This window comes from Psychrobacter sp. T6-5 (assembly GCF_052258485.2).
Lineage (GTDB): Bacteria > Pseudomonadota > Gammaproteobacteria > Pseudomonadales > Moraxellaceae > Psychrobacter.
The window spans coordinates 2,298,428-2,310,862 of sequence record NZ_JBQQEY020000001.1; the positions used below are offsets into that span (position 1 = coordinate 2,298,428).

Sequence of the window (12,435 nt, forward strand, 5' to 3'; positions counted from 1 at the left end):
TGTGTAAAATGGTTATAATAAACCCTATTATTCATTCACACGCATACGCCGTAATAAGGACAGCCATGTTTAACCCCGACCCTAGCAAAAAGCCGGTCAATACCAAGTTGCCAAAAGACGTCATCATGATGGTCGAAAAAAACAACTTGGTAATGGCCATCAAAACGTTGGCGGCAGACGAAAACATCAGTATGGATGAAGCCAAAACTAGGATTGATGCCTATGAGACAGCATTAAAGGTAAAACAACAGCAAAAGCTCAATACCATCGCTAGCAAACAAGGTATCCCCAATCAAGCCATTAGCTTCGATAGAGAGCAAGAGATTGATGACGGGCCTGGACCATTGGTAAAAAATCGTGTCAAAACCACTCAGTCAGGACAAGGGTTTAAAAGCTTGCAAGCGGGTGTCGACAGTCAACTCAATGACTTGGGTTATAAAAAACCTTTACTCCCTTATTGGCTAAAACGGTTGCTTGTCATTGCGGTATTGATGATAGGTATATTTTGGATATTGTGGCGAGTATTTGGTTAAGTAAAATACTGAATCGCGATACTTTTTATAGAACCGTTTATCGCTGATACTGTAGCCTGCGAGTATTGTTACTTACAGGCTGGACAATAGAAAAGCCTAACAAGGTCTGCTGGTTTCGCTAGTCTGTTATAAGTGGTTCCATGATAGCGGTCTGTTTTAAGTAGTCTATTAATAGGTTTGAAGGGTGAGATAGGTGGTTCTGCTAGGGTATACCCTATAAAAACCCTATGCTTTATTTATAGAGAATTCGAGCTGCATTTTTACTTTTTAGAACTCACACATCTTTCCCATTCCTTCATAGGGATATAGTATTCATCAAGCTCAGTCTGATCTAAGTCGCTAACTGACCTCATATATAAACCAGGCCAACTATCTTCTTCAGAAATATAAGCGAAATCAATTTTAAAATTACGATCTTCATTTAAGACAATTTTAAACTGTGTCCAAGGTTCTTTATTGAAAATTAAGCATTGCTTCAAGTCTTCCATCAGCTTTCGTAAATCAAAGAAAAGATCATTTGTCATTTCTACATATTTAGGCCCTTCATTTGTTTCACATAGTAACTGAAAATCTTGATGTTCAGAATAAATACGTCCTCTAAAAACAATATTATTATCTTTCAGAGACATTACTGACCATAGCAATTCACCTATTTTTTGATAAATAATTTGATCATCTGTTTTCATGTCATTTTCCTGTATCAGTATTTTTTTTGATGCCTTAGCAATTGATAAATGATTTATTATTAAGACTGCCGCTGATTATTTCATAATTACTAAAGTTGCATCTAACACTAGAAGCTCGATGCCTGTATAGCGCATCGATTACAGATAGAATATGTATGGTAAGTACACCATGAAGTACACTGTGACTATTTCAGCGAGTTAAAACGTTGATACCATTAGCCTATAGCAGAATATTCAAGTCCTCACTAGGGTACCGAACCAGTGAAGGACTGATTGGTTCGGTGTAGGTATATCTTAATATAAAAATACCTGTAAGGCATTTAGTTTAGTTGGCTCATATTCTTGTCTATCAGAGTACAGTGGTCAATTTTAAATATTGGATACACATCAATAATAGTAAGTCTTTTAGCGTATAAATCCTGATAATTCAGATATTCTATAATGATCTGATTTTCATATATCATGACCCTCATCGCTCCTTCTTCATATATCTTAAATATTATTGCTTCATCTTGATATACATAAGCAGATATTGAGTTCTGCATATCACTGATAGAAAAAACCATTTTTTTATTTTGTGTATCAATGAATGTGGATTCTAGCAAACCATCCTTATCTATATGACTCTCGCATCCAAACATCTCCATAAAATCTACATCTTTAGGATAAAAGAACGACATTTTCTTTCCTATGATCAAAGTCTGTGGTCAATTAATTTCGTACAATTTAGGATGATAGACGAAAGAATGCTAATTATATAGCCAATGCTTCGCTACCTTTATGGCAAACGGAACATGTTCGCACAAAGGTGCATTATGGTAAATGGACTTTAACCGAAGTAAGTTGCTAAGGACAGAAGGCTACTAACGCCTTACCTATCTATATTATAGGAACATTAATACAAATAGATAGAGCATTAAAAAAGGATACCATCGTATCCTTTTTTTGTTTTCGTAATAATTAAGAATAAACCAATTTTAGTGATGCTCACCAGGGAGAATTCTGGCAAAGGCACGCTGAGCAAAGTTAGGCTTGCTATCAGTAGTTTGCGCCGCTGTGGAACTTGGGAAGATACGATAACCAATTGATTGAATACCAACGTTAAATGCTGGCACCAACGAATAAGTGGCTGAGGCAAATTTGCCCATATTACTGGCGATACTGTTTGGCTTATGGACAATCGCTTTTGCGACCATTAATGCAGCTTCATCAGGCATTAAAGCTGGCATATAACGGTATAGCTTGGTTGGGGCGATCATAGGGGTACGTACCAAGGGCATAAAGATATTGGTGACCTTGATATTATCGCCTTTGACTTCCGCGGCTAAGCAACGACTAAACGCATCTAGCGCAGATTTTGACGCCACATACGCAGCAAAACGAGGGCTGTTGGCCAATACACCAATCGAAGAGATATTGACGACTTGGCCCGTTTGGCGGCTAATCATCGTCGGCAAGAAACCAAGAATAATTTTGACCGCGCCAAAATAATTAATCTCCATGGTGCGCTCAAAGTCATGAAAACGGTTGACCGACTCATGCACTGAACGGCGAATCGAGCGACCAGCATTATTGACCAATACATCCACATGTTTAAAATCAGCAAGAATTTGTTCGCTGGTTTTTTCAATCTCATCCATATTGGTAAGGTCACATGGATAATAACTGGCCCTGCCACCCAATATTTCAATATTTTCTTTGACGGTTTTTAGTTTGTCTTCGGTACGCGCCAACAAAATAACATGCGCCCCGCATTCACTTAATAAAAAAGCCGTACGCTCGCCAATACCACTTGACGCGCCTGTAATGATAATATTTTTACCTTTTACTGCTTTGGTTATTGCTTTTTTCGAGGGATTAGCCATAAAAAGTCCTTTTTGTCTGTCCTATGCCGATGAATATTCGTTTACAGCATAGCAAAAAAATATCGCATACAGTGAACAAAACGCCAGTAGCTGATAGTTAATTTGACGGTTTTAGAGGTTTATAGTGATATATCATCATATAATAGTGACGATGTTTAGCGCCATACTTTTTGCTGACTGATACAGAGGAGACTTTATTTTGATCGGAAACTTAACCCACTATATTGACTTGATTGCCAAGATAGTCGAAGTCATTGGTGTCTTGATTATGTTTTTTGGACTCCTCTTTGCTTTTTATAAAGCATTTCGGATATCGGGCGGCCTGAACCACAATACCTACGTAGAGATCAGGCAAACCGTTGGCAAATCCATTCTTTTGGGACTTGAGGTACTGATTGCCGCAGACATTATGGCAACAGTGGTGACAGAGCCGACATTACGCAGCGTCTTGGTGTTGGGTATTATCGTGCTTATTCGTACGTTTTTGAGCTTATCGCTACAAGTTGAGCTAGAAGGCCGATTCCCCTGGCAAAAAGAAAAGCCCACACCTGAGAAAAATCCTGATGCTATGCCTTTCAATGAAGCCGCCCCTATTGATAAAACATAGCTTGAATCACTAGAGCTGAAAGAGGTAGCAGTGATTTATGCTTATGATAAGCGTGATGAAACTGTGCAGACCATTACTACTCATGCGTCTGCAAAAAACTCTCAACCACGCGGAACTGTCCGGCGGTACTCTCCTCGCCATACATCGCTTGACGGAAGGCGTTGGAGTTGGGAATGCCTGTCGTATACCACGCAATATGCTTGCGAGCGATACGACAGCCAGAGTACTCACCGTAAAAGTCATACAGCTCTTGCAAATGTGACAGTACGATTTCCTTTATCTCACTGACACTAGGGGCATCTAGACGCTCGCCAGTACGCAAAAAATGCTCGATATCGCGAAATATCCACGGCTGCCCTTGCGCGGCTCGCCCAATCATCACCGCATCACAGCCTGTCATCTCATAAACATGCTGGGCTTTTTGCGCGCTATCGATATCGCCATTCGCAATGACAGGAATGCTAATGCTGTCTTTGACTTCGCGTATTAACTCGTAACGCGCCTCGCCCGTATACATATCCTCGCGCGTACGCCCATGGATGGCAATCGCGGCAATACCTGCTTGCTCTGCCCGCTTGGCGACTCTCAGAATATTCTCGCGACCATTTTCAAATCCCAATCGTGTTTTTAGCGTGACAGGCGCATCAACAGCATTTACAGCGGCATCAAGCAGTCTTGCTACTAGATCCTCATCTTGTAGCAGCGCTGAGCCTGCCAGCTTACGACAAACCTTTTTGGCAGGACAGCCCATATTGATATCGATAATCTGCGCGCCATTATCAATTTGATAACGAGCCGCTTCAGCCAGTTTATCTGGCTCAGCCCCCGCAATTTGCGCTGAAATAGGCGCAATCTCATTATCAAAGTTGGCACGGTACAGAGATTTTTTGCGTGCATAGAGCGCCGTATCAGCGATGATCATCTCGCTGACCGCATGACCTGCACCAAATGATTTGCACAATCGGCGAAAAGGGTTGTCCGTCACGCCTGCCATCGGTGCGACCATCAAACGGTTTTCAATCGTCAGGCCACCTATGTTCAATGGCTGCAACAAGGGATGGTCGGACAAAGTCGAGGACGAAGGTAACACAGGAGAATCAATAGACATAAAAAAACGGCTTGATTGGTAAGGAAAACAAGCCGTTATTCTAAGCATTCATGGATATATTGCAAGCGATTAACGTGAATAGCTTGCATAAGCATTGGTCATTTTTGATACATGCCATGCATTATTTATCAAGCACACTACCCTGCTCTAGCGTGATGTCGTCATCATGCTCTTGCATGCGCCACGGTAGACTATCAGGCGATACATTGAGGAAATGTAAATACTTCTCAAACTGATCGATGATGTCATTAATTACTGATTCAGATTTGTAGCCGTATAAGTCATAGGTCTGACCACCACGGCGTAGATACACCTCAGCGCGATGATGGTGCTCTTGTGGCAAGGTATCTGCGCTGTCTTCAGTATAATAATCGGGCGCATCATGCTCAGATAAGCGCACTTCATACCAAAACTCGACATCATCACCACGTTGCAACTCAAGCACCGCACGGTTATTGACCGCGTCATAATTGACCTCAGTCGTCCAGCCAGTTTCTGCAAATTTAGACGACACTTCCATCATTGATGGTATCACCACTTCTTTGATGTAATTCAAGACCTTTTCACGCGTCGGCTTGTCGGTCATATAATCAATACGCTCACGCCATGCAGACGGTTTGAGTAGATGCGGCGGTAGTCTGTTGTCATTACCAAGGCTCTGATTACGATGTCCTTCGATACGCAGCGCACGCCACATGCCAAACATTGAGATCAGAATAATAATCGCAAATGGTAACGCACTGACGATAGCTGCCGTTTGTAGCGCCGTTAAACCGCCAGCAATCAGTAAAACCGCAGCCACAGCACCTTCGGTCACTACCCAAAAGCTACGCTGCCACCATGGCGTATCACTGCGACCACCAGCTGCTAGCGAATCGATCACCAATGAGCCAGAATCCGATGACGTCACAAAAAAGGTAATAATCAATAAAATGGTTAATGACGACACAAATTCAGTAAATGGTAAGTTCTCTAACAATTTAAACAGAGCAATCGCTTGGTTGTTCTGTACTTCACTGATCAATGAGGTATAACCATCGACCATAATCATGTGTAGCGCGGTATCACCAAACACCGAAAACCAAAAGAACGTAAAGAAAGTCGGTACCAGCATCACACCCAATACGAACTCACGGATGGTACGACCACGGCTAATCTTGGCGATAAACAGACCCACAAAAGGCGCCCATGCAATCGTCCATGCAAAAATAAACAAGGTCCAGCTACCGATCCAATCGCTATTTTCGTACGCTTGTAAACTAAAGGTACGCTCGACAATATTACCCAAATAGCTACCCGTATTTTCCATAAAGGCGTTCAAGATAAAAATGGTCGGACCGACAACAAATACAAACAGCATCAACGCAGTTGCCAACAGCATATTTAAAATAGATAAGCGTTTTACGCCTTTATCCATTCCCGCCAATACCGATACCAATGCCGCGGCTGTCACCAAGGCAATGGCAATCACCTGTACGGTCGTATTCACTGGAATGATATCTGGCAACAGATAATTGAGTCCCGCATTAATCTGCGACACTGACAAGCCAAGACTGGTAGCAATACCAAACATCGTACCCAATATCGCAAACACATCGACCGTATGACCGATAGGGCCATGAATCCTGTCACCAATAATCGGGTACAGCGTCGAGCGTATTGATAGTGGTAGACCATGACGAAACGCAAAATACGCCAGTGATAAACCAACGACACCATAAATTGCCCAAATATGAAAACCCCAATGAAAATACGCAATTTGCATCGCCTCTTTTGCCGCAGCAATAGTCTGCGGATCCGACATTGGCGGACTAGAAAAGTGCATCACTGGTTCTGCTACCCCATAAAACAGTAGCGCAATCCCGTAACCTGCCGAAAATAGCATGGCAAACCATTCAAGGAATCCGTACTCCGCCTCAGCATGATCAGGGCCTAGCTTGATACTGCCATAAGACGAAAACGCCAGTACAATAATAAACATCAAAAACAGTGCCACTGCCAGCATATAAAACCAGCCGAATGTCTCAGTCGTAAAACTAAGCACATCACTAAACAGAGCACCTGCTGCCTCAGGATCGATCGCGGTACCGATGACTAGCAGCAGCATAATGACCGCTGCAGGTATAAAAACCGGCAATAAAATGGTGGAGCGTGAACCGTTACTCATAAGCAGTGGTATCCTCAAAGCCAAGAAAATAGGAGATAAAAACGATATCCCTAAACATAATCAACATAGAACTATCAATATAGAGACTGCTAAATCATCATAGCGGTGGTAATACCGACTGATGACAGCCAAGTCATATGTTTGGTAGTGTTAAACAAGGATACTGTGTAACATAATCTTTGCCTAAACCCTAGAACGGGCGCGTATTTATAACAATAACTTAACGATTCTTACACAATTATTACTGGGCAATAAAAAAGGCAACTTGTTAGTTGCCCTTCAATCTTATATACCTATCATCCTAGCAATTTATGCCTCGATATCAGGCGGCACTAATAGCCGTAGCAAGTCGCTGAGCAATATCTGCAAGCTCACCTTGATCAGCCTGCGTTACTGCATGACGTCCTAACTCATGAATGCTCGATGGAATCAGATGCACATGATAATGAAAAACCGTTTGACCGGCTTGTGAGCCATTCAACTGCATCTGAATAACGCCTTCACGCTCAAACACTTGACGCTGTGCTTGCATGACCTTTTTAGACGTCATTAATACCGCAGCGGCATACTCTGGTTCAAGATCTGCCAAATCTACTGCTTTTTGCTTGGGTATCACCAATACATGACCTTCGGCTTGCGGCATGATATCCATAAAGGCAAGCGTCTTATCGTCTTCATAGACTTTGTGACAAGGAATATCACCGTCCAGCATTTTGGCAAAAATATTATTGTCGTCATAAGCAGTTTGTTGATTCACGTCAGTCATTATTTTTTCCTTTGGTTATTTGATTGTTGGATGCTTAACAGCTTTTAAAATGGTTTAGAGCGCTTGTCATATAGTGGACGAAATATAAGTTTAGTACAAGTTGCTATCATTTCCGTCGTTGATAAAATCAAGCTGTATACTCCCTAGCTTATCCCACTAATTTATTGGCGATTCATGCCTTTTAAATGTTATATTAACCCTCTATTTTAACAACGCTATGTTTATGGATTTGCCTACTTTGCCGACCAATACATCAGACAACTCAGATAGCCTAGATAACGGCGGCCCGTCTTCGACACTCAATGACAATGCCCAAACCAATGACATTGCCCAAACGTCTGAATCAAATGTCTCTGTGCCTGATAGTACTGGCTTAGAGCAACTTAGTACTGAGCCTGACAATAGTGCTCAAACTATCGATCCAAGCGCTATTATCTTAGCAGAGGCCTTGACTGACAAAGCTATCAGCTGGCAGATACATAATTGTAAAATCATCAAAAAAACGGTCACGCAAGATTTGCCACTGCCTTTTCTTTATCATTACGATAGCCTAGATGGTGCTATCAAACAGACACATCCTCTCACCCCTGAGCTACTACTGCAATTCAATACTCCTATGTCAGCTCACGAAGCGGCTAAATTGATTGGCATTGATGACGCCTTATTGACCAGTCCTTGGCATGTGAAAGTCATTGGTTCCTTGGTGGTGTTTAGTGAAGCATTGCAGTTAGCCGTTCGGATGCATTGGACCAATACCGGCAAAGAGACACAGCAAATCTATACTAAGGATGCCGCCGACGCTATTATTGCCGCTTTTAAAGACTGGCAGTTTTTTGGTCGTGTCGACGTCCTTTATAAAAATAATAAGCAGACGTTAATCAGTATTGATGCGCAAAATGCCAACACTCAAGCGTTACCTGCCGAATCGCTATTGACGATTGACGCGAGTAGTGACTATCAACAGCTACTAGCTACTCATGCGCTGGCAGTTATTGTGAAGCTAGAAGCCAACAAAGCTGAACTACCTTGGTTTGATAAGGCGATTTTAGCTCGCATTGAATAGTGCCTCAATTGTACTTTTATAATATTAAACCCATTACCATTACTAAGCTATTTTCAATTATTCATATCTAATGGTATGGTAAAGACTTAGTATTATTCACTAGTCTTCATATCAGATAAAAAGCAAACTATAAGCATCACACTTGCGAGTTCACACTCAAAAAAATCTCGCCTATTTGTAAGGAATATCACATGGATTATCGCTCAAAAACCTCTACTGGCGGTCGTAATATGGCAGGCGCGCGCGCATTATGGCGTGCCACCGGCATGACTGACGGCGACTTTGGCAAGCCAATCATTGCGATTGCCAACTCTTTTACTCAATTCGTACCCGGCCATGTGCATCTAAAAGATCTTGGACAGCTAGTCGCGCGTGAGATTGAGCAAGCAGGCGGCGTTGCAAAAGAATTCAATACTATTGCGGTTGATGATGGTATTGCCATGGGTCATAGCGGCATGCTGTACTCGCTACCAAGTCGCGACCTGATTGCTGACTCGGTCGAATATATGGTCAATGCTCACTGTGCGGATGCGCTAGTGTGTATTTCCAACTGCGATAAGATCACCCCCGGTATGCTAATGGCGGCAATGCGTCTTAACATACCCGTGGTATTTATTTCAGGTGGCCCAATGGAAGCGGGCAAAATCCTAGCCAGCACCGTCGGTAAGAGCCACAACACCGATAGTAATGACAGCAGTGCTGTTCGCAAACTTGACCTTGTCGATGCAATGATGGACGCGGCTGATGACAGCATCAGTGATGAAGATGTGGCCGCTATCGAAGCTTCAGCCTGCCCTACTTGTGGCTCATGCTCTGGGATGTTCACTGCCAACTCGATGAACTGCTTGACCGAAGCTTTAGGATTGGCATTACCGGGTAATGGCTCATTACTCGCTACTCATTCACTACGTCGTGAGCTGTTCTTAGAAGCGGGACGCACTATTGTCTCGCTTGCGAAACGCCGCTACGAGCAAGATGATGATTCAGTATTACCACGCTCAATCGCGACCAAGGCAGCTTTTGAGAACGCAATGAGCTTAGATATTGCCATGGGCGGCTCAACCAATACGATCTTGCATCTACTTGCTGCGGCCAATGAAGCTGAGATTGATTTTAAAATGGCTGATATTGACCGTCTAAGCCGCGGTGTGCCCTGCCTAGCAAAAGTAGCCCCTGCCTCACAAAAATTCCATATGGAAGACGTGCATCGTGCGGGCGGTGTCTTTGCTTTGTTGGCTGAACTTGATCGCGCGGGGTTATTAAAAACCGACGTGCCGACTATCCATAGTCCGACAATGAAAGAAGCGATTGATAAGTGGGATATCATGAATCATGATAACCATGAGGCACGCGCGCGCTTCCTTGCCGCACCGGGTGGCGTACGTACCACCGAGGCATTTTCACAATCAAAAGAGTGGTCAAACCTTGACGTCAACCGTGAATCAGGTTGTATCCGTAGTGCCGAACACGCCTACTCTGCAGATGGTGGGTTGGCTGTACTGTATGGCAATATTGCCGAGCGTGGCTGCGTGGTCAAAACCGCTGGTGTCGATGAGAGTATCTTAACCTTTACTGGTCGCGCACGTATTTTTGAATCACAAGATGATGCGGTTGCTGCAGTTTTAGACGACAAAATCGTTGCAGGCGATGTGGTCATCATCCGCTACGAGGGCCCTAAGGGTGGTCCTGGTATGCAAGAGATGCTCTACCCAACGACGTATCTGAAGTCAAAAGGACTGGGCAAAGAATGCGCCCTACTCACTGATGGTCGTTTTTCTGGTGGTACATCCGGTCTATCAATCGGTCATGCTAGCCCAGAAGCTGCTGAAGGCGGTGCCATTGGTCTGGTTGAAGAAGGCGATAGCATCCACATCGACATCCCAAATCGTACTATCAACATGCAAGTCAGTGATGCAGACTTGGCCGCACGCCGAGAAGCTATGGAAGCACGCGGTCGCGATGCATGGAAACCCGTCAGCCGTGATCGTCACGTTTCTCCAGCATTACGTGCTTATGCAGCTATGACTACCAGTGCGGACACTGGTGCTGTGCGCGACGTAAGCCAAGTAGAGCGTTAATAATTCTATCTAAACCCTTCGTTTTCATAACTTACTTATAAAAATCTATCAAGCCTGCGCTATGCAGGCTTTTTTTTCACCAAAAAACAACGCATCTGTCGTTCTGATAACTATTTTTTTCGGTAATAATTCTTTTTTATCGTCATGATAAGTCATATTGCAGACTAGATATTAAGCATCCATACCAACCATTATCAATATCGAAAGCCAACCTCTCAAAACCAGCCCTTAAAACATAACAACATGCGAAAACCTTATGATTGAAAACTACAATTTATTTTTATTAATCTGCGGTATCGCCTTTTTATTGGGGGCATTGTTTCCTGTTATCTTTAAACGCACCTCGATATCATTACCGATGCTACAAGTGAGCTTCGGTCTAATGATGGGTTACTGGTGGACGTCTCTATCGTTTTTGGACCCTATCAATAATGGAGTAATCATCGAAAAACTGACTGAAATTGTCATTTTAGTCTCATTGGTTGGTGCGGGTATCAAAATTGATACCGAATTCTCTTGGCGGCTGTGGCGACCCACGGTGATGCTTTTACTCATCACGATGCCCATCGGTATTTTTGCGATGGCAGGGTTAGGCTATTATGCCTTTGGCTTGAGCCTCGGCGCTGCTATTTTGCTGGGTGCGGTATTGGCACCTACCGACCCTGTTCTGGCCTCTAGCATTCAGGTGGGGCCACCTAATACAGGAAGAGAAGACACACCCCGCTTCACGTTGACTTCAGAAGCAGGGTTGAACGACGGACTGGCTTTTCCTTTTGTCTACTTGGCGATTAAAATTGCGGAAGCTTTTAGTGAAGGAAACGCTTTTACCAGTGAGATGCTGTGGTCATGGTTCACCCATGATGTTTTATGGAAGGTTGGCGCAGGGGTATTGGTTGGTGTGCTGGTTGGTAAGGCGATGGCCAAAGTGGTATTTTCTAAACACACCCGTGAGACCACGATATCGCAAGGATACGTAGTTATTGCTCTGACTTTGGTGGCATATGGTGTCGCAGAGTATGTGCACAGCTATGGTTTTATCGCTGTCTTCGTCGCTGCATTTGCATTTAGGCGTTCAGAATGTGAGCACACTTATCATCAAAAACTACACGATTTTGCTGAGCAATCAGAAGGTTTATTGATGTCATTAGTACTGGTTATTTTTGGTATGTTCTTAGGTCAAGGTTTGCAATCTGGGGTTGAGCTAACATGGCGTGTCTATGTCGTCAGCTTTACTTTCCTACTACTCATACGCCCAATTGGTGGATTTATCGCGTTATCAGGACTCCATTTACCCCGTGCTGAAAAATACGCAATTTCAGCACTAGGTATTCGCGGTATTGGTACTTTGTATTATCTATCTTATGCGCTCAACACAGATTTCTTTGCTGAGGATGATGCGCTCAAACTGTGGATTGTCTGCTCGATTGTGATTCTGACCTCCATCTTCATCCATGGTCTAAGCGCAACAAGGCTACTTAAAATGACACCAAAAAAGCATCATTAATTAATCATTTATGCTGCCATTATCATTGATAAAGTGAATTCATTTATAGAACTGCATT

11 protein-coding genes are annotated in these 12,435 nt (G+C 43.2%); 5 read left to right on the top strand and 6 right to left on the bottom strand.

The annotated features are described in order from the left end of the window. Positions 1–65: 65 nt before the first annotated feature. Positions 66–533, top strand: coding sequence for a hypothetical protein (locus ACTXGK_RS24465; RefSeq protein WP_443515205.1), 468 nt, complete (start codon positions 66–68; stop codon positions 531–533). 260 nt (positions 534–793) lie between these two features. Here the strand turns inward: ACTXGK_RS24465 and ACTXGK_RS24470 are convergent, their stop codons facing one another. From ACTXGK_RS24470 to ACTXGK_RS24480, 3 genes are all read right to left on the bottom strand, one after another. After that, the gene (locus tag ACTXGK_RS24470) at positions 794–1,219 is read right to left on the bottom strand and encodes an immunity protein YezG family protein (RefSeq protein ID WP_443515203.1); all 426 of its coding nucleotides are present in this window, start codon (positions 1,217–1,219) and stop codon (positions 794–796) included. 320 nt (positions 1,220–1,539) lie between these two features. Continuing rightward, on the bottom strand, positions 1,540–1,899 hold the full coding sequence (locus ACTXGK_RS24475; protein WP_443515201.1) for a hypothetical protein: 360 nt from the start codon (positions 1,897–1,899) through the stop codon (positions 1,540–1,542). Positions 1,900–2,196: 297 nt separating this feature from the next. Further along, positions 2,197–3,084 (bottom strand): SDR family NAD(P)-dependent oxidoreductase, encoded by an 888-nt coding sequence (locus tag ACTXGK_RS24480; protein ID WP_201600931.1) that lies wholly within the window; start codon positions 3,082–3,084, stop codon positions 2,197–2,199. Positions 3,085–3,283: 199 nt separating this feature from the next. On the opposite strand from ACTXGK_RS24480, the gene ACTXGK_RS24485 reads away from it, so the two are divergent. Continuing rightward, the gene (locus ACTXGK_RS24485) at positions 3,284–3,691 is read left to right on the top strand and encodes a DUF1622 domain-containing protein (RefSeq protein ID WP_238037552.1); all 408 of its coding nucleotides are present in this window, start codon (positions 3,284–3,286) and stop codon (positions 3,689–3,691) included. Positions 3,692–3,767: 76 nt separating this feature from the next. Here ACTXGK_RS24485 and dusB read toward each other — a convergent pair whose 3' ends face one another. The 3 genes from dusB to ACTXGK_RS24500 form a co-directional block, all read right to left on the bottom strand. Then, complete coding sequence (dusB, locus tag ACTXGK_RS24490) at positions 3,768–4,799, bottom strand: tRNA dihydrouridine synthase DusB (protein WP_443515199.1); 1,032 nt, start codon at positions 4,797–4,799, stop codon at positions 3,768–3,770. A 121-nt stretch (positions 4,800–4,920) separates the two neighbouring features. Further along, positions 4,921–6,966: a BCCT family transporter gene (locus ACTXGK_RS24495; protein WP_443515198.1), complete on the bottom strand. Its 2,046-nt coding sequence runs from the start codon at positions 6,964–6,966 to the stop codon at positions 4,921–4,923. 322 nt (positions 6,967–7,288) lie between these two features. Next, positions 7,289–7,732 carry an HIT family protein gene (locus tag ACTXGK_RS24500; RefSeq protein WP_443515196.1) on the bottom strand — a complete coding sequence of 148 codons (444 nt, stop codon included), beginning with the start codon at positions 7,730–7,732 and terminating at the stop codon, positions 7,289–7,291. Between the two features lie 223 nt (positions 7,733–7,955). On the opposite strand from ACTXGK_RS24500, the gene ACTXGK_RS24505 reads away from it, so the two are divergent. The 3 genes from ACTXGK_RS24505 to ACTXGK_RS24515 all read left to right on the top strand — a co-directional run bounded on the left by ACTXGK_RS24505 (position 7,956) and on the right by ACTXGK_RS24515 (position 12,377). Further along, a complete protein-coding gene (locus ACTXGK_RS24505) occupies positions 7,956–8,795 on the top strand; it encodes a hypothetical protein (protein ID WP_443515194.1) in 840 nt (279 codons plus the stop codon). A 191-nt stretch (positions 8,796–8,986) separates the two neighbouring features. Beyond that, positions 8,987–10,873, top strand: coding sequence for a dihydroxy-acid dehydratase (gene ilvD / locus ACTXGK_RS24510; protein WP_443515192.1), 1,887 nt, complete (start codon positions 8,987–8,989; stop codon positions 10,871–10,873). A 256-nt stretch (positions 10,874–11,129) separates the two neighbouring features. Continuing rightward, entirely contained in the window at positions 11,130–12,377 is a 1,248-nt protein-coding gene (locus ACTXGK_RS24515; protein WP_443515191.1) for a cation:proton antiporter, read from the top strand. Positions 12,378–12,435 lie beyond the last annotated feature (58 nt).